Raw genomic sequence first — 18,060 nt, forward strand, 5'->3', positions numbered from 1 at the left:
TATTTCAAAAAACAGTATATAATGAAAAATCAACTTTCAATAATCGCTAAAATTTCAGCGAAAGCAGAACACACTGAATTTGTAAAAGACGCACTTCTACATCTTGTAAAAGCTTCTAGACCCGATAAAGGCTGTATAAACTATAATTTACTTCAGGATAACACAGACAAGAATAGCTTTGTGGTTTATGAAAATTGGAAGGACGAAGCAGCTCTAGATTTACATTTAAACACTGCGCATTTTAAAGCTTTTATGGAGAAAACAGAAGGTATGCTAAGTGAATTTACAGTGAATAAAATGACCATGATTTCTTAGACATAGAGTTAAGAGCATGTTATTAAAACAAGTATAATATGGATTTAAAATTAAAAGATAAAGTCGTATTTATAAGTGGTTCTACAGCAGGAATCGGATACGCAACTGCAGAGCGTTTTTTAACAGAAGGAGCAACTGTGGTTATTAATGGTAGAAATCAAGACCGTGTAGATTTAGCTGTTAATAAATTAAAAACAACTATAAAAGATGCGCAAGTATCTGGAATTTCTGCCGATTTTTCTAAAGTAGAAGAGATAGATGCTTTACTAGAAAAATTACCAGAAGTAGATATTTTAATAAACAATGCTGGAATTTTTGAACCTAAGGCTTTTGAAGCTATTAGTGATGCCGATTGGCTTCGTTTTTTTGAAGTAAATGTGATGAGCGGTATTCGTCTGTCAAGACATTATTTTCCTAAAATGCTAGCAAAAAATTGGGGTCGCGTAATTTTTATATCAAGTGAATCTGCTGTGTTTATTCCAGAAGAAATGATTCATTACGGGATGACAAAGACAGCACAATTAGGAGTTAGTAGAGGCTTGGCCGAGTTAACTAAAGGGACAAATGTAACGGTTAATTCTATTTTGCCAGGACCAACAAAATCTAAAGGTGTAGGCCAGTTTATTGATGATTTAGCAAAATCTGAAAACAAAACTATAAACGAAGTAGAAGCAGAGTTCTTTAAAACGCAGCGCCCAACGTCGCTTATTAGTCGTTTTGCAGCTGTAGAGGAAGTTGCCAATACGGTTGTTTATTATTCTAGTCCGTTAGCATCTGCAACTAATGGAGCTTCTATTCGTGTAGAAGGTGGACTTATAAAATCAGTTTTATAATTAGAAACTAAAAGTATTATTTATATAGCAAAATAATTAAAAACACGGAACAAAGCGTCTTAAAATAAAACGGTGTTTTATTCCTGTGTTCTTCAATTTTATCATAAAATTAAGTCTTAGATTATGTCTAGGGCTTTTTTTTATGTCTATAAGTTTAATAAAAACAAAAAAAACTCATCGATAAAAAAGGCTGTTTTGTATAGTGAAAAATGGCAAACTTCTATTGTGTTCTATATAATAAGAGTAAAGTATCAATTTTGGAGTGTAAATTAATAACACATTCAAAATAATGAAAATAGTTTTACACTTATTATGCTTTTTTAGTGTGGTAATAGCATCTGCACAAACAAACGATACTATTAGCAAACCTAAAATATGGTCTTTGGAAGATTGTATCGTTTATGCTATAGAAAATAACATCACTGTTAAAGATGCAGATTTAAATAAAAATATTTCTGAAGTTGCTTACGACAAGGCTAAATCGTCTAGATTACCAAACCTATTTGGTAGTGCATCTCAAAATTTTTCTAACGGTAATTCAATCGATCCTATTACAAGCGATTATGTAACCGATCAGATTTACTCAACTAATTTAGGGCTTTCTAGTTCTATGACGCTGTTTGAAGGTGGTCAGATTTCTAATCAAATTAAACAGAATAAATTACTTGTTAATCAGAATTCGTTTTTAGTAGAGGAAGCAAAGAATGACATTATTGTTAGCATTCTAGAAAATTATCTTCAGTTATTATATTCTAAAGAAGGCATTGCAATTGCTCAAAATAACTTAGAAGCTTCAGAAAAAGAAGTCGCACGAGCAAAAGCACGTTTAGATGCTGGTTCTATTGCTTTGAATGATTATACAGAAGCACAATCGCAGGCAGCAACAAATAAATACAGTGTAATTACAGCTAAAAACGATTACCAGCAATATATTATCGCGCTTAAACAATTATTAGAATTAAGACCAGAAGACACTTTGGAAGTTGAGGTTATAGACGATAATATGGAATTGGTTAATCTAGAAATGGATAAAATGAGTATCTATTATAAAGCGTTAAAAGTATTACCAGAGGTAAGTGCAAGCGACTTAGATATTACTATTAAAGAAAAAGATTTAGACATTGCTAAAGGCGCATATTTACCAACATTATCTTTAGTAGGAAGTGTAGGTTCTGGATATACAAGTATTTCTGATATTAATTTTTCTAGACAGTTAGATGTTAACTTTAATCAAAGTATTGGTTTGAGTTTGTCTGTACCAATTTTCAATAGAAATGAAACTAAAGCAGCTGTAAAAACGGCAGAAATAAATATTGAGCGTTCAGAAATTGAAAAACAAGCTACAGAGAAAGACATTTATAAAAAAGTAGAAACAGCTTACCAAAACGCACTATCGGCTCAAGAACAAATTATTGCAGCCAAAGCCTCTCAAGAAGCTGCATTACAGTCTTATAATTTAGCAAAAATTAAATATGAGTTGGGAGCGCTAAGTACAACAGATTTAATTATCAATCAAAACACATTTACGGCAGCACAGCAAAATTATATTCAAGCTAAATACTTAAACATTTTATATCTCCAATTACTTCAATTTTATCAAGGAAACGACATTAAACTATAAAACAACATGAAAACGAAAAAGAAAATCATAATAATTAGCATTGTTGCTGTGGTAGTTGCCATAGTCGCTTATAGTTTTATTAGTAGTGATAAAACGGTACTAATAGAAGCTAAAACAGTTACAGCTAAAAAAGGAGATGTAACCACTTTGGTTACTGCCACCGGAACAATTGAGCCTATTAATCAGGTAGATGTAGGAACGCAAGTTTCTGGAGTTGTAGAAAAAATATATGTAGATTATAATAGTGTTGTTAAAGAAGGTCAGCTTATTGCCGAGTTAGATAAAACTAACTTGAAAGCAGCTTTAACACAAGCACAGGCGTCTTACGATAATGCGGTTAGTCAGAGAAATTATATGCAAACCATTTATAACAGACAAAAAACATTGTTTGATAATAAAGTGATTAGTAAATCAGATTTTGATGATGCCACTTATAATTATGAAACAGCAAAAGGTACTGTTACACAACGTTTGTCAGATTTACAATCGGCTCAAACCAATTTAGGATATGCTAATATTTATTCACCTATAGATGGTGTTGTATTATCTAGAGAAATAGACGAAGGTCAAACTGTAGCTTCAAGTTATAGTACGCCAACCTTATTCACTATTGCACAGGATTTAAAAGAAATGCAAGTTGAAGCAGATGTTGATGAGGCTGATATAGGAAATGTTACAGAAGGACAACGTGTAACGTTTACAGTAGATGCGTATGTTGGAAAAATATTTGAAGGTACCATAACTCAAGTCCGTTTAGATTATACAGAATCGTCTAACGTGATTACTTACACAGTAATTATTAAAGCCGATAATCCAGATCTTAAATTAAAGCCAGGACTTACCACAACAATTTCTATTTATACTTTAGAATTAAAAGATGTGTTAACAGCAGAAGCAAAAGCAATAAACTTTAAACCAACTCCTCCAATTATGGAAGCTTACGATGCACAACATCAAATTGTAATGGTGCATCCAGAAGATGAAGAAGAAGGAGCAAAGCCAAGATCTGTAGACGATGAAGATGATAGTACCGCAGAGGTTTGGGTATTACAAGATAATGGAATGATATCTCCAAAAGCTGTTAAGTTAGGTGCCAGCGATGGTGTAAATGTTCAAATATTAGAAGGCATTAGTGCTGGAGATAAATTGGTTTATAGTTTAAAGGCTGAAGAAAACGGAGATATGCCTAAAGGTGGCGGAGATTCAGAGAGTCCGTTTATGCCAAAACCACCAGGATCTAAAAAGAAATAATCATGGCTAAGGAAATTATAAAAATTAAAGACTTGAAACGTGAATTCACCATGGGTACGGAAACGGTCCATGCACTTAAAGGGATTTCGTTTACTATAGAAGAAGGACAGTTTGTTACAATAATGGGGTCTAGTGGTTCTGGTAAAAGTACCATGCTAAATATCTTAGGATGTTTAGATCAGCCCACTTCTGGACTGTATGAAATAGACGGTGTGTCTGTAAAAGATTTAAGCCGAAATGAATTAGCAACCATACGTAACGAAAAAATAGGATTCATTTTTCAATCGTATAACTTATTAGCAAGAACATCTGCCATAGAAAACGTAGAGTTACCATTATTGTATAACAGTAAAGTGTCTACAGATGAACGACGAGAACGGGCTATTAAAGCTTTAGAAATGGTTGGTTTGGCAGATAGAATACATCATACACCATCTCAGCTCTCAGGAGGTCAGCAACAACGTGTCGCTATTGCAAGAGCGCTTGTAAATAACCCGGTGATGATTCTTGCCGATGAAGCTACTGGAAATTTAGATACACGAACATCTTACGAGATTATGTCATTATTTCAGGAACTAAATAAAACGCAAGGTATTACAATAACCTTCGTGACTCACGAACCCGATATCGCTATGTTTAGTAGCAGAACCATTGTTTTAAAAGATGGTCATGTTATAAAAGACGAGATGAATGATACCATTTTATCTGCAGCAGCAGAATTAGCAAAATTACCTAAAGAAGATCATTAATTATGAGATTATTAAACTTATTAAAAATCGCTTATAAGGCTATTGTACTTAATAAAGTACGAACCTTATTAACTATGTTAGGGATAATTATTGGTGTAGCTTCGGTTATTGCCATGTTAGCTATTGGTGAGGGGTCTAAAGAGAGCATAAGAGAAACTATATCTAGTATGGGATCTAATATGGTTACTATTAGACCTGGAGCAGATGTGCGTGGTGGGGTAAGACAAGATGCAAGTACAATGGAAAGCTTAAAGTTTGACGATTACTTAGCAATTAAAGAACAAACAACCATGTTAAGTTATATAACACCTGTGGTAAATGGTAGTGGTCAAGTTATTAGTGGAGCAAACAACTGGCCATCCACCATTTATGGTGTAAATCCAGAATATTTAGATATCAAGGTTTTAGGCTTACAAAGCGGAAGCATGTTCACAGATGCCGAGGTTAAATCGGCTTCTAAAGTCGTATTAATTGGTCAAACTGTTGTAGATAATGTGTTTCCTGACGGAGAAGAACCTGTAGGACAAATGATACGTTTTAATAATATTCCGTTTAAAGTTATTGGTGTGTTAGAAGAAAAGGGGGAAAATACTTTTGGTCAAGATCAGGATGATGTCGTTATAGCACCGTATACAACCGTACAGAAGCGTATTTTAGCCATAACTTTTTTACATCAAATCATGGCATCTGCTATAAGTGAAGAAGATGCTCCAGAGGCAGTAACACAAATTACTGCTATTATGAGAGAACAACACAAATTAGCAGATGATGAAGATGATGATTTTACAGTACGTTCTATGGAAGAACTTATTTCAACCTTTAGTTCAACTAGCGAAATGCTAACTATACTTTTAGTGGCAGTCGCGAGTATCTCGTTGTTAATTGGAGGTATTGGAATTATGAATATTATGTATGTATCGGTAAAAGAACGTACTAAAGAAATTGGATTACGAATGGCCGTTGGTGGTAAAGGCTCAGACATATTAATGCAGTTTTTAATTGAAGCTATTTTAATAAGTATTACAGGAGGTGTATTAGGAGTTCTTTTAGGACTTAGTGCTACGGTATTTATAGAAAAGTTTTTGCATTGGCCTACTAGTGTAGCACTGTATTCCATCATTATTTCGTTTGCAGTTTGTGCGGTAACAGGTATATTTTTCGGTTGGTATCCTGCAAGAAAAGCAGCAGCTTTAGATCCTATTACGGCCTTACGTTATGAGTAAAATTTTAGAATACGATTAATTTCAATTCATAAATAATAATATCATCTTATGAAAACAAGTATCATAAAAGTTTTGAGTTTTGGCGTTTTATTGGTTGTAATGGGCTGTAATAGCTCTAAAAAAAGCAGTAATAATACACCAAATACAGATATTCATTTTGTGTTGTCAGATACAGGACAAGATGTCTTTTATAACGATAAAGGTGAAGAGATTTCTAAACCTGAAAAGGAACAAGATTATTATGGTCAAGATGCACAATATACAGGTATCGCTTCTGCTTATAAAGATAATAAAGATGGTACGGTTACCGATTTAAATACAGGGTTAATGTGGCAGAAAACACCAGATAATAAGCGTCATAATTTTTACGATGCGTTTACGTATGTGGACGAATTAGAAATAGGAGGTTATACAGACTGGAGGTTGCCTACTATCAAAGAATTGTATTCACTTCTTAATTCAAATGGCGAACTTAATCCGAAAGATTTATCACTGTCTAAACCGTATATAGATACCAATTATTTCGATTTTAAATATGATGAAAGAATGCCTTATGCCGGACAATACTGGTCAAGTACTAAATATGTAAAAGGTCCAATTCAAAATATAGGAATAGAAGGGGCTTTCGGATTTAATTTTGCCGACGGACATATAAAAGCATACGAAACGGGTTTGTATTATAATGGAGAAGGTGGCGTAAGAAATCCTGGTAATTTAATTAGAGCTGTCCGTGGAAAAGAAAAGGTATATGGTGTTAACGATTTTGAAGTGAATAATGATGGAACAATAACCGATAGGGCCACAGGGTTAATGTGGCAACAAGCTGATGATGGACAAACGTATAATTGGAAAGAGGCACTAAACTATGCTAAAAATAGTACGCTAGCAGGATATTCAGATTGGAGATTACCAAATACCAAAGAGTTGCAAAGTATAGTAGATTACAATAAAAAAACAATTCCTGCTATAGATGAAAGTGTGTTTATATGCACAAATAAAGACAGTTGGTTTTGGACCAGTACTACCCAAGGAGATTTTAAATACACTGCTTGTTATATTGCGTTTGGAAAAGCATATAGTAAAGATAACAGTGCAGCCACAACATATTACGATTGGCATGGGGCAGGAGCACAGCGTTCAGATCCTAAATCAGGAAAGAGTGAAGATTATTTACTAGAGTCTGTAAACGCTGCAGATTCTATTAGAATTAATAATTATGTAAGATTAGTTAGAAACGTTGATTGAAATCAACATTAATGTATAAATTTTAAATTATGAAAACATTAAAAACCAGTACCATTATACGCATATTTATTTTTGCCTTGTTGTGTGGCTTTCTCATACAATCGTGTAAGGATAACAAATCGGCAAATAAAGAAGTTATAAGAGAGACTAGTAGTAACAACTATGTTCAAATAAGAACAGGACAAGTGGTTACGTATGGTGAAAATGGAGAAATTTTAGAAGGATTAAAACCCGGAGATTCTCTTTACGGTCAAGATGCTAGTTATTTAACTGGAAAACCAATGACTTATACTAAAAATGGAAATGGAACAATTACAGATAAAAATACTGGATTAATGTGGGAAGAAATTCCAACAACAGAAGGGTTTGATTGGCAAGGTGCAAAAGATTACGCCGAAAATTTAGAATTGGGTGGTTACAACGACTGGAGAATGCCAACAGCTAAAGAGCTATATTCTATTAGCGATTTTAGTGAAGGTTGGCCGTATATAGATACCACATATTTTTCGCTCGTTAATAATAAATATGTCGATAAAAGTGAACAGTACTGGGCAAGTAATAAATATGTTGGTCATACAGAAGAAGGGCAATATACTGCAGCATTTGGTGTAAACCATGCCACTGGTCATATTAAAGCATATCCAGGAGAAGAACCTAAAGACATGAAAGACCGTAAAGGTCCACCTCCAGGAAACCATGGACCTCAAGGGGAAAAAAGTGAAAACAAAGAAGTTGCAGCTAACGATAAGACTGAAGGAGAAAAAGGGGTAAAAAGAGATGAGAATAGACCACCACCTCCAGAAAATGGAGAGAGACCAACAGGTAACCCAATGTTAAAACATGTACGTGCTGTTCGTGGTAATGCCTATGGAATTAATAATTTTGTAGATAACGGAGATCAAACTATTACAGATAATGCAACGGGCTTAATGTGGGCTAAAAATGATAGCGGAAAAGGTTTAGATTGGAAACACTCCTTAGTGTATGCTGAAAATTCCAAATTAGCAGGGTATACCGATTGGCGTTTACCTAATATTAAAGAATTACAAGGTATAGTAGATTATAATTATGCGCCTGGAGCTCAGGATGTTTCAAAAGAAGGTCCCGCTATAGATCCAATATTTAATATTTCAGAAATCACAAACGAGAATAATGATCTAGATTATCCGTATTTTTGGTCTAGTACTTCTGCAAGATTTCAAAAGGGTAAACCTTTTTATTATGCATGGTATGTGGCTTTTGGACGTGCAGTAAACAATGAAGGTTTAGACTTTCATGGGGCAGGTGCAGTACGATTTGATACAAAACATGAAAACGGACCAGCAAGTGAAGGAGGAGAACGTTATTATAACTATGTGCGTTTGGTAAGAAATGTAGAATAAATAATTAGTTTAAAATAAATAAATATGAAGAAGAATATCGATTTAGGATTATTAGTGTTAAGAGTTGCCATTGCAGGTCTAATGTTATTCCATGGTATTGCCAAGTTAAGTGATTTGGATGTTATAAAGCAAATGCTAACAGAGGTTGGTATACCATCTGTATTAGCTTATGGTGTTTTTATTACAGAATTAATGGCACCTTTATTAATTATAATTGGCTTTAGAACTCGGTTAGCTTCCATTGTATTTTTCTTAGGTATGATTACAGCAATGCTCTTAGCGCATTCAGAACATATTCTTACAGTTTCAGAAAACGGAGGTTTACAGGTAGAATTATTATTGTTGTATGCTTTAGGGGCTTTGGTAATCTTTTTTACAGGACCTGGAAAATATGCAGTATCTACAAGTAAATCGTGGGATTAATTATTTTATAGAATATTATGAAAGCATTAATAGAAGAGTGAGCTTTAAATTAAAAATATAATGCAAAAGAATAAATATATAGTCGTTTTTTCTCACATCCTAGTTTGGCTTGTGCTCTTTAGTATGCCTTATTTTTTATCGTATCAGCAAGAACGTGACATTAATAGAATTACCGCTCATTTCTGGATCCCATTGGTGTTTTATGCCATGATTTTTTATCTGAATTTTTTCTATTTCGTAGATAAGTTCTTATTCACTAGAAAAATGGTGCAGTTTATCATTATAAACGTTTTTTTTATAGCCTTGTTTTTAGCATTAAAGGAACTTATTGAAGCAACGTACTTTAAAGAATTAACAGATAACGATCTTAGAAGAGAAAATGGAAAACCACCATTCGAAATGTTTATTTACATGCAAATGTTATCATACTTTGCTCCGCTGTTATTTTCAATAGCACTTAAAACAACAAAACGTTTAGTGACTACAGAAGCAGAACGTAAGGAAGCAACTAATATTAAGTTACAATCAGAAATACAACATTTACGATATCAATTACAACCCCATTTCTTTTTTAACTCATTAAATAATATTTACTCTTTAGTCGATGTTTCTCCAGAACAAGCTAAATCTACAATACATAGTTTAAGTAAATTAATGCGCTATTTATTGTATGAAACAAATATTGAGATGGTTCCTCTTTCAAAGGAAATCGATTTTATGAAAAAATATTTAGAACTCATGAAATTGCGCATTTCCGATAAAACACAAGTCATTTCAACCTTCCCTTCAGAAGGGAATAATATTAAAATTACACCTCTTTTATTTATCTCATTAATAGAAAATGCTTTTAAACACGGTGTATCTGCAAATAAGGAAAGTGAAATTTATATAGACATGTCTGTTAAAGAGCATGTTGTAGTTTTTAAAATTGTAAATAATAATTATCCAAAGCAAATAAGCGATAAGAGTGGTTCTGGAATTGGTTTACAAAACCTGAGAAAACGTTTAGAATTGCTATATCCAAACAAACATGTGTTTAAAACAGAGGTTGTAAACGGACGATTTTTTGTAGATTTACAAATAGAAACTTAAGCCTATGGAAACTTTAATACTGAGTTGTGTAATTGTAGATGATGAACCAATGGCACTTAATTTGGTTGAAAGTTATGTAAATAAAACACCTTTTTTAAATCTTATAAAAAAGTGTAGTAGTGCCATTGAAGCGATGGAGTATTTACAAAATGAAACGGTAGATTTGCTTTTTTTAGACATTCAGATGCCGGACTTAACAGGTTTAGAGTTTTCTAAAATGATTCCTAAACAAACGAGAATTATTTTTACTACCGCTTTCGATCAATATGCCTTAGAAGGTTTTAAAGTAGAAGCCCTAGATTATTTATTAAAACCTTTTGATTATGCCGAGTTTTTAACCGCAGCAAATAAAGCGAGAACTTGGTTTAATTTACTTAAAGGTTCTTCTCAAGATCAGGTTAAAAAAGCGTCTACAGATAAAAAAGAATTCTTATTTGTAAAATCAGAATACAAACAATTACGTATAAAACTTGCAGATGTACAATATTTTGAAGGCTTAAAAGATTATATAAAAATCTGGTTAAAAGATAATTCAAAACCAATTTTAACATTAATGAGTTTAAAATCGTTAGAAGAAGAACTTCCTAAAGACGATTTTATGCGTGTACACCGTTCGTTTATTGTTTCACTAAAAAACATAGAAGTGGTAGAGCGTAGTCAGATTATTATTAATAAGCAACGCATTACTGTTTCAGAACAATACAAACCAAAGTTTCTAGAATTTATTAATCAGAACTCTTTAAGTAATTAATTTTTTCTTTTTCCTTAATAATATCATCCTTAAAACTTGCCTTTTCATAGAGTGAATTACTTAATCTGTATATCTCTTTTCATAAGTTTATATAAGTAGCATACATTTATATCATAATATAAAATATCTGTTTTTATGAAATCAGTTTTATTAATTTTAGTTCTTTTTGGAGCTTCAGGATCTATTTACGCACATACAGAAACATCCCTTGTGCTTTTAGATACAATTAATACTTCTAATAACTATGTAAATTATCAAGTTTACGATAATCAAGAGAGTATTACGTTTAACATGAGAACTTCAGAACCTAGAGCAATCATGTCTATTTTACATCATGGCGTTACTATTTTCTTCGATATAAAAGGGACTGAAAAAAAGAAAGTATATGTAACCTATCCAGAAGAACCTCTAAAAATTACTGAAACACCTGAATTTGAAGTGTCTAATAATTTTCAATCAGAAGCAGATATTAAAAAGATAAGACATACCATTAAAGAACGTATTTCTCAGGATTTTCCAGAAGATGCTTTATTTGTTTCTAATCATGATAAAGAAAGCTTTAATGTGTTTTTAAATTCTATAGATATTAAGGCCATTTATAGTTACAATGAAAATAATGGCGAGTTAAATTATAGATTAACGATTCCTAAAGACAAAATTAATAACAAAAATAACTTCTCTAAGTTAAAAATTGGCGTGTATACCATTAAAAAAGAAAGATCTAACATAGACGAACAAGCAGCCAATTTTGGTAGTGGAATGAGCGGACCAGATAGTAATCAAGCTGGGCTTTCAGATACAAGAAATGACCGTGGAGGAAGTAGAAACGGACAATCTCAAAATAACCCACGTCCAGACGAATTAGATTCAAATGAAGGACCTATTGAAATCAGTTTTTGGTTTAAAGCACATATGTAATTTTTATAAAATATTAAGTTTAAATAGATTGTTGTAGTTTTGAAGCCTCAATTAAATGCATACACGGGATATTGAGGCTTCTTTTTATTTATATATTTATTTTCTTAATCGTTGAGGTTGTATACATAACTTAAATTATGTTTGCAGTTATATGGATTCACTTACACAAATCATTTTAGGTGCCGCAGTTGGGGAAGCTGTTCTTGGTAAAAAAATCGGAAACAAAGCTATGTTATACGGTGCTATTGCAGGTACAATTCCAGATTTAGATGTGTTGGCTTCTCATGTAACAGACACCGTTTCTGCTTTAGAACTTCATAGAGGTTTTACACATTCCATATTATTTTCAGTTGTATTTGCTCCCATTTTTGGATGGATTGTGTCGCGTTTCGAGCACTATAGAGATGTTAAAGGTTGGTCGTGGTTATTTTTCTGGGCGTTTATAACGCATCCCTTATTAGACGCGCATACTACTTGGGGAACACAATTGTTTTGGCCTTTAGATTTGCGTATAGCATACAAAACAATATTTGTAATAGATCCTTTATATACCGTTCCTTTTTTAGTGTTTTTAATTTTGGCAATGCGTCAAAAAAGAGGAACAAAAAAACGAAGCATGTTTAATAATTGGGGACTTATCTTAAGTACCGCTTATTTAGCAATTACAGTTGCTTTAAAAGGTTTTGCTTATACAGAATTTAAAGCCGCGTTACAAAATCAAAATATTAAATATACAGCTTTAGATACACGTCCTTCGCCTTTAAATACCATTTTATGGACGGCAAATGTAGATACAAAAGATTTTTATTTGGTTGGCTATTATTCGTTTTTCGATTCTAAGCCCATTACATTTTATAAGTACGCAAAGCATCATGAGTATGTAGATCAGTTTAAGTCTAATATTAAGTTAAAGCGCATGATTGCAATTTCTAAAGGTTGGTATACTATTTCAAAACACAATCAGCATTTATATTTTAACGATTTACGTTTCGGGACTTTAAGTATGCAACCGGATGCCCATAATTTTGTGTTTAAGTACGAAATTAAACCAGATGCCAATAATAATATCAATTTTATTGAAACACCTAAAAACAAAGACGACGCTAAACATTTAATGTCAGACCTTTGGTTGCGTATTCAAGGAAATTAAGCTTTAAATTTTAACTATAAATCTGTTTCAATTTTACCTATTATTTTAGTGTGTATTTTTTTATCATTTTTCTTTTAAAAGCGTGTGCGTCATGTTTCACTGAAAGTTGAGTGTACTTCACTTAATGTTCATTTTTCATCACGTTTTATTGTCGAAATTTGTTTTAACGACAGAAACTTTAACCTTTTGAAAAATGAAAAAAATAACTATTACATGTTTTATTGCCTTACAATTGGCTTTCATGTATTCTTGCTCGAGTGATAGCTCGTCATCAGATGATTCTGAAACACTAGAAGATGATAGCGTTGAAATTGTATTTGATGATACCGATTTTGAAACTACAGATTGGACGGAAGAAACGCATAGTAAAAGTGCCGATCCCGATTTTGATGAGGTCTTTGAAGACGAAGCAGTAAAACGTATTGATCTTGTAATAACCGAAGACCGTTGGAATAGTATGTTAGAAGATATGACAAGTCTGTACGGAACATTTGGTTCTCGTAGTAACTCCTCATTAAATGATTCTGACGAAGATCCTATTTTTGTACCAGGTGAAGTATTTTATAATGGTATAGAGTGGTATCGTGTAGGTATTCGTTTTAAAGGAAATTCAAGCTTACAGTCTAGTTGGTCTGCTGGGATTTTAAAATTATCATTCAAATTAGATTTTGATGAATTCGAAGATGATTATCCGCAAATAGACAACCAAAGATTTTACGGATTTAAGAAATTGAGCTTAAAGAATAATTACGAAGATAATTCTATGCTACGAGAAAAAGTAGCTGCAGATGTTTTTAGAGATGCTGGTTTAGCTATGTCACATACCGCTTTTTATACCGTGTATGTAGATCATGGAGATGGTCCTGAATATTTTGGAGTATATACTTTAGTTGAAGAAGTAGATGATACGGTAATAGACACTCAGTTTTCTGATAATGATGGAAATCTATATAAACCGGATGGCGATGGTGCTAGTTTTGCAGAGGGATCGTATTCTGAAGATGATTTGGTTAAGAAAACCAATGAAGATGATGCCGATTTTACAGATGTAGAAGAATTGTACGCTGCTTTAAACGCAGACAATAGAACTACAGATCCAGAAGCTTGGAGAGCAGAATTAGAGTCTATATTAGATACAGATACATTTTTAAAATATTTAGCTGTAAATACGGTAATTCAAAACTGGGATACATATGGTAGAATGACTCATAATTATTACTTATATAATAATCCAGACACCGAACGTTTATCGTGGATTCCATGGGATAATAATGAGGCGCTACAAGATGGTAATGGTCAAGGCGCAGTATCTATAGATTTTTCTGATGTAAGTAGTTCAAGTTGGCCATTAATTGGGTATTTGTACGCAGATGAAACGTATAAAGCACAGTATGATGAATATGTTCAAGAAACAATAGACGATTATTTTAGTGTTAGTAAAATGCAGTCTAAATACGCTACTTACTCGTCATTAATCGAGCCTTATGCAACTACAGAAATGGATGGTTACACATTTTTAAGTTCAAGTTCAGATTTTCAAACAGCTGTAAGCCAATTGAACAGTCACGTTTCAGAACGTGCCTCAATTGCAAGTTCGTATTTAAATAAATAGTTTTTTTAATCCTTTTAAGTTGGTTCTTAATTAAAAGCCAGTTATAAGAAATTATAGCTGGTTTTTTTATACTCTATATTCAGATATTTATTGTTTTAAGAATACAGAATTAGAAAAACGCCTAACATAATTCCTGCTAAAGGCACTAGTTTTTTTCGTTTGTTTTGTTCTTTAAAAATAAGACCACCAATAACTACAGCAATAATAATCTGGCTACGTTTAATTGCAGATAGTAGCATAATTAAAGCTTCTGGATCTTGTAAGGCTTTAAAGTAAAAATAATCTGCAGCTTGTAGTAAAACACCAACAGCAGGAATAGACCAACGAAATTTAAAAGCGTGTCTTTTTTCTGCATAAGGAAACCAAGTAATGCTTAGAATTACTAATAATATAGCAACGGTGTAAAAACAAAACCAGAATTGAAGTGTTTGCGGATTAAGGAGTAAACTTTGTATTAAAAATTTATCGTATAGTCCGCTTGACGCTCCTAAAAAAGTAGCAGCAATAATGGCAAAAATCCATTTATTACGTGTAAAGACAATACCTTCTTTTTTTCCTATTTTAGAATAGAGAATTACAGAACCTATAATTAAGAAAAAACCAATCCATTGTAAAGGATTAGGACGTTCTTGATAAATAAAAATAGCACCAATAAAGGTAAAAAATGGACCGGCAGAGCGTATGGGAGTAACTATGGTAATTGGTAAATGTTTTAGCGCTTGGTAAGCTAAAATCCAAGACCCAGCCATAATCCCAGATTTTATAAAAATTAAGCCATGTTTTTGTAACGAAATAGGTTCAATATAAAATCCGATAGATTTTGTAAAATCTGTAGCAAACTGAGAACCTAAATATAAAGGTAATAACACCAGAAATCCAGAAGATATGGTTCCTAATAACACAGGGAAAACTTCATTTCCTTGTACTGCGTGCTTTTTACATAAATTATGTAATCCTAAAAATACAGCCGATAACAGGCCTAAATACATCCACATGGGCGCAAATATAGTTTTTTAAGCGTTTTTTAGGTTCTGTTTTATTTATAATAATTTTTAAATATAGAGTTATGTGTTTTCGTTTTAATCTGTATTCCTTTTTATCTATAAATTCGGACTAATTCATCTAATTGTTAAGATTTTTAACAGTTTTAATAATGTCTAGCTCGTTGATTTGTATATTTTTGTTTTCATCAAATTAAAAATGAAATAGAATATGAAATCAGTATGTTTTGCCTTTTTTGTAATGCTTTTCGTCTCGTGTAGTTCAGACGATTCAGTATCAACAAAAGATTACTCAGAAGAGAATGATCAAGAAATTTTAGAATATATAGCGGCTAATAATTTAGATGCCACAGCTTCAGGTTCTGGATTATATTATGTGATAGATGAGCAAGGTGAAGGTGCTGAAATCACAGCAACATCAGACGTGTCTGTGAAGTATGTTGGAACGTATACAGATGGAACTGTATTTGATACATCTTCAGATGAAGTAGTCTCTTTTAATTTACAAAATTTAATATCTGGTTGGGTAGAAGGACTTCAATATTTTAAGGAAGGCGGAAGCGGTCAACTTATTATTCCTGCACATTTAGCTTATGGAAGTAACGACTATAATGGTATTCCCGGGGGTTCTGTGTTGGTATTCGATATTGAAATTATAGATTATGCTGCAGAAAATAAACAAGAAATACTAGATTATATAGCGGCTAATAGTTTAGACGCACAAGTTACAGCATCTGGTTTATATTATGTTATAGATGAACAAGGTGAAGGCGCACAGCCAACAAGTACTTCTAACGTTACCGTAACGTATAAAGGATATTACAGTGATAATGAGGTTTTTGATGAAAACACTTCTAGCACATCATTTTATTTAGAACAAGTGATTGAAGGTTGGCAAGAAGGTATTCCATTATTTAATGAAGGAGGAAGCGGTATGCTGCTTATTCCATCAGAACTTGCTTATGGTCGTTACGACTATAATGGTATTCCGGGAGGATCTGTACTTATATTCGATATAGAATTGATATCGGTAAATTAGATTCCGTTTTTTTATAATTTATAAAGCCCATCTTGTTTAAAGATGGGCTTTTTTTATGTTGAATTACTTATAATTAGAATGCTTAATTTTGAATAAAATCAGGATGAAACAACCAAAATTCTTGTAAGGTTGAATCTTTAGAATACATATTAATTTGTGCCAAAATTGAGTTTAAAAGTGTTCGGTAAGTCTCTGTTTTGTATGTGTCATAAAAAGCAGAAACGATCGGGATAAGATAAGAAATATCTATAGTCTTTAATGTGTCATGTCTCCATTTAGTACCTTCAGTAACAGGTGTTAAATATTGTAAAGCTAGAGTTAAACTCTTTTTGTTTTCAGTTTCATAATTCCACATATTCACATCTATTTTATTGGCTAGTTTTGCAATACTTATTAGTGCTTCAAGGTTAAAACAACTATAGAAAAAAGACCGTGTGCGCTCTAATTCATGAATTTGTCCACCTTCAATATTTAACATCTGTTCTAGGCTGTTTTCTGTTGCAATAACAGTATTTTTTGCTAAGGTTGTATCTCCTAAATATAAGGCCAAAGCCGCCACCTGAAATTTATACCAAGAACCGTGATTATTGGTAAGCAGACTCCCTTTTATACCCAACGGACTCTGAGTTAACCACTTTAAATAGTCACTTAGCCAAGCTGTCATTTCTGATTGATTTGTAGTTGTCCATTGTTTTGATGATGACACTAAATTTATGGCATCAGGAATAAATTGAACAATAGAGCGACCATCTAAAATACCAAAAGGTCTTGTGTTTGGTTTACCAGGAATACTTTGTCCGAATTTTAAATGCGGATTCATACGTGTTTCCGGATTTATAAACCAAGTGTCTAGCATGCTAATGGCTTTTGTAGCATATTTTTCATCTTCAGTAAAATAATACGCTAAACTTAATATGTATACACCTTTTCCCATTAACGCCAAGCGTTTTCTGTCTACAGCTTCGGTTTGGGTATCTGGATTTGTCTTTCCGTCTAACCGAATCCAAGGTAAACCATCTTCAGTTTCAGCATCTGGCCACCAATACCTGCTAATACTTAAATAATCATGCTTATCTCCAGACGGTGGCACTATACTTTTATCCATTACGGTTGGATTTTCTCTACTTAATAAACGGTTAGCTTGTTGTAAAAGTTGAGTGTAAGCATCTATTGTTTTTGAAGAAGCTGTTCCGTTATTAATCTTATTTTTAGAAGTCGCTAGACGAGTGGAATCTAAACGAATAAATGGATTTGAAAATGTTTTAATGCTGAATAGACATATAAATACAGCTACATAACATGTGGTTTGTGGTGTATTCATAAATAATATGGTTTAGTTTGTTTTATTGCTTAAATATAATCGAAATAAGAGAAGTCATTGCTTTAAAATTTAGCTAATTTGAAGTCTGTATTGAGATTAAAAAGCCGGTTGCTTGCTGTTATATTTATCGAAGA

17 protein-coding genes are annotated in these 18,060 nt (G+C 32.6%); 15 read left to right on the forward strand and 2 right to left on the reverse strand.

Translation table 11 applies throughout. From position 1 onward, the window contains the following. Positions 1-21: 21 nt before the first annotated feature. From GQR95_RS11415 to GQR95_RS11480, 14 genes are all read left to right on the forward strand, one after another. Entirely contained in the window at positions 22-315 is a 294-nt protein-coding gene (locus GQR95_RS11415) for a putative quinol monooxygenase (protein ID WP_159023278.1), read from the forward strand. Between the two features lie 38 nt (positions 316-353). Beyond that, positions 354-1,148 carry an SDR family NAD(P)-dependent oxidoreductase gene (locus GQR95_RS11420; RefSeq protein WP_159023279.1) on the forward strand — a complete coding sequence of 265 codons (795 nt, stop codon included), beginning with the start codon at positions 354-356 and terminating at the stop codon, positions 1,146-1,148. 289 nt (positions 1,149-1,437) lie between these two features. Further along, positions 1,438-2,769 carry a TolC family protein gene (locus tag GQR95_RS11425; RefSeq protein ID WP_159023280.1) on the forward strand — a complete coding sequence of 444 codons (1,332 nt, stop codon included), beginning with the start codon at positions 1,438-1,440 and terminating at the stop codon, positions 2,767-2,769. 6 nt (positions 2,770-2,775) lie between these two features. Beyond that, complete coding sequence (locus GQR95_RS11430; RefSeq protein WP_159023281.1) at positions 2,776-4,020, forward strand: efflux RND transporter periplasmic adaptor subunit; 1,245 nt, start codon at positions 2,776-2,778, stop codon at positions 4,018-4,020. A 2-nt stretch (positions 4,021-4,022) separates the two neighbouring features. Further along, entirely contained in the window at positions 4,023-4,769 is a 747-nt protein-coding gene (locus GQR95_RS11435) for an ABC transporter ATP-binding protein (protein WP_159023282.1), read from the forward strand. A 2-nt stretch (positions 4,770-4,771) separates the two neighbouring features. Further along, positions 4,772-5,992, forward strand: coding sequence for an ABC transporter permease (locus GQR95_RS11440; RefSeq protein ID WP_159023283.1), 1,221 nt, complete (start codon positions 4,772-4,774; stop codon positions 5,990-5,992). A gap of 48 nt (positions 5,993-6,040) precedes the next feature. Further along, a complete protein-coding gene (locus GQR95_RS11445; RefSeq protein ID WP_159023284.1) occupies positions 6,041-7,237 on the forward strand; it encodes a DUF1566 domain-containing protein in 1,197 nt (398 codons plus the stop codon). 29 nt (positions 7,238-7,266) lie between these two features. After that, positions 7,267-8,619 carry a DUF1566 domain-containing protein gene (locus GQR95_RS11450; protein WP_159023285.1) on the forward strand — a complete coding sequence of 451 codons (1,353 nt, stop codon included), beginning with the start codon at positions 7,267-7,269 and terminating at the stop codon, positions 8,617-8,619. A gap of 24 nt (positions 8,620-8,643) precedes the next feature. After that, positions 8,644-9,042: a DoxX family protein gene (locus tag GQR95_RS11455; RefSeq protein WP_159023286.1), complete on the forward strand. Its 399-nt coding sequence runs from the start codon at positions 8,644-8,646 to the stop codon at positions 9,040-9,042. 60 nt (positions 9,043-9,102) lie between these two features. Then, the gene (locus GQR95_RS11460) at positions 9,103-10,134 is read left to right on the forward strand and encodes a sensor histidine kinase (RefSeq protein WP_159023287.1); all 1,032 of its coding nucleotides are present in this window, start codon (positions 9,103-9,105) and stop codon (positions 10,132-10,134) included. A 4-nt stretch (positions 10,135-10,138) separates the two neighbouring features. Continuing rightward, on the forward strand, positions 10,139-10,885 hold the full coding sequence (locus tag GQR95_RS11465) for a LytTR family DNA-binding domain-containing protein (RefSeq protein WP_159023288.1): 747 nt from the start codon (positions 10,139-10,141) through the stop codon (positions 10,883-10,885). Between the two features lie 135 nt (positions 10,886-11,020). Beyond that, positions 11,021-11,803 carry a hypothetical protein gene (locus tag GQR95_RS11470; RefSeq protein WP_159023289.1) on the forward strand — a complete coding sequence of 261 codons (783 nt, stop codon included), beginning with the start codon at positions 11,021-11,023 and terminating at the stop codon, positions 11,801-11,803. Positions 11,804-11,954: 151 nt separating this feature from the next. Further along, positions 11,955-12,953, forward strand: a complete 999-nt coding sequence (locus GQR95_RS11475; RefSeq protein WP_159023290.1) for a metal-dependent hydrolase — start codon at positions 11,955-11,957, stop codon at positions 12,951-12,953. Positions 12,954-13,146: 193 nt separating this feature from the next. After that, positions 13,147-14,565: a CotH kinase family protein gene (locus GQR95_RS11480; RefSeq protein WP_159023291.1), complete on the forward strand. Its 1,419-nt coding sequence runs from the start codon at positions 13,147-13,149 to the stop codon at positions 14,563-14,565. 95 nt (positions 14,566-14,660) lie between these two features. On the opposite strand, the gene GQR95_RS11485 is transcribed toward GQR95_RS11480, so the two are convergent. Then, positions 14,661-15,560, reverse strand: a complete 900-nt coding sequence (locus GQR95_RS11485) for a DMT family transporter (RefSeq protein ID WP_159023292.1) — start codon at positions 15,558-15,560, stop codon at positions 14,661-14,663. A 217-nt stretch (positions 15,561-15,777) separates the two neighbouring features. Between GQR95_RS11485 and GQR95_RS17090 the strand changes: the two genes are divergently transcribed. Further along, positions 15,778-16,605 (forward strand): FKBP-type peptidyl-prolyl cis-trans isomerase, encoded by an 828-nt coding sequence (locus GQR95_RS17090; RefSeq protein ID WP_159023293.1) that lies wholly within the window; start codon positions 15,778-15,780, stop codon positions 16,603-16,605. Between the two features lie 82 nt (positions 16,606-16,687). Here GQR95_RS17090 and GQR95_RS11495 read toward each other — a convergent pair whose 3' ends face one another. Further along, the gene (locus tag GQR95_RS11495; RefSeq protein WP_159023294.1) at positions 16,688-17,926 is read right to left on the reverse strand and encodes an alginate lyase family protein; all 1,239 of its coding nucleotides are present in this window, start codon (positions 17,924-17,926) and stop codon (positions 16,688-16,690) included. Positions 17,927-18,060 lie beyond the last annotated feature (134 nt).

Origin of the sequence: Formosa sp. L2A11, assembly GCF_009796865.1 — a bacterium.
GTDB lineage: Bacteria > Bacteroidota > Bacteroidia > Flavobacteriales > Flavobacteriaceae > Formosa.

Excerpts from the sequence above, each read along its gene's own strand:
- GQR95_RS17090 (WP_159023293.1), top strand. The coding sequence starts at position 15,778 with ATGAAATCAGTATGTTTTGCCTTTTTTGTAATGCTTTTCGTCTCGTGT.
- GQR95_RS11465 (WP_159023288.1), top strand. The coding sequence starts at position 10,139 with ATGGAAACTTTAATACTGAGTTGTGTAATTGTAGATGATGAACCAATG.
- GQR95_RS11485 (WP_159023292.1), bottom strand. The coding sequence starts at position 15,560 with ATGTGGATGTATTTAGGCCTGTTATCGGCTGTATTTTTAGGATTACAT.
- GQR95_RS11445 (WP_159023284.1), top strand. The coding sequence starts at position 6,041 with ATGAAAACAAGTATCATAAAAGTTTTGAGTTTTGGCGTTTTATTGGTT.
- GQR95_RS11440 (WP_159023283.1), top strand. The coding sequence starts at position 4,772 with ATGAGATTATTAAACTTATTAAAAATCGCTTATAAGGCTATTGTACTT.
- GQR95_RS11430 (WP_159023281.1), top strand. The coding sequence starts at position 2,776 with ATGAAAACGAAAAAGAAAATCATAATAATTAGCATTGTTGCTGTGGTA.
- GQR95_RS11455 (WP_159023286.1), top strand. The coding sequence starts at position 8,644 with ATGAAGAAGAATATCGATTTAGGATTATTAGTGTTAAGAGTTGCCATT.
- GQR95_RS11415 (WP_159023278.1), top strand. The coding sequence starts at position 22 with ATGAAAAATCAACTTTCAATAATCGCTAAAATTTCAGCGAAAGCAGAA.
- GQR95_RS11425 (WP_159023280.1), top strand. The coding sequence starts at position 1,438 with ATGAAAATAGTTTTACACTTATTATGCTTTTTTAGTGTGGTAATAGCA.
- GQR95_RS11435 (WP_159023282.1), top strand. The coding sequence starts at position 4,023 with ATGGCTAAGGAAATTATAAAAATTAAAGACTTGAAACGTGAATTCACC.
- GQR95_RS11420 (WP_159023279.1), top strand. The coding sequence starts at position 354 with ATGGATTTAAAATTAAAAGATAAAGTCGTATTTATAAGTGGTTCTACA.
- GQR95_RS11475 (WP_159023290.1), top strand. The coding sequence starts at position 11,955 with ATGGATTCACTTACACAAATCATTTTAGGTGCCGCAGTTGGGGAAGCT.
- GQR95_RS11470 (WP_159023289.1), top strand. The coding sequence starts at position 11,021 with ATGAAATCAGTTTTATTAATTTTAGTTCTTTTTGGAGCTTCAGGATCT.
- GQR95_RS11495 (WP_159023294.1), bottom strand. The coding sequence starts at position 17,926 with ATGAATACACCACAAACCACATGTTATGTAGCTGTATTTATATGTCTA.
- GQR95_RS11450 (WP_159023285.1), top strand. The coding sequence starts at position 7,267 with ATGAAAACATTAAAAACCAGTACCATTATACGCATATTTATTTTTGCC.
- GQR95_RS11480 (WP_159023291.1), top strand. The coding sequence starts at position 13,147 with ATGAAAAAAATAACTATTACATGTTTTATTGCCTTACAATTGGCTTTC.
- GQR95_RS11460 (WP_159023287.1), top strand. The coding sequence starts at position 9,103 with ATGCAAAAGAATAAATATATAGTCGTTTTTTCTCACATCCTAGTTTGG.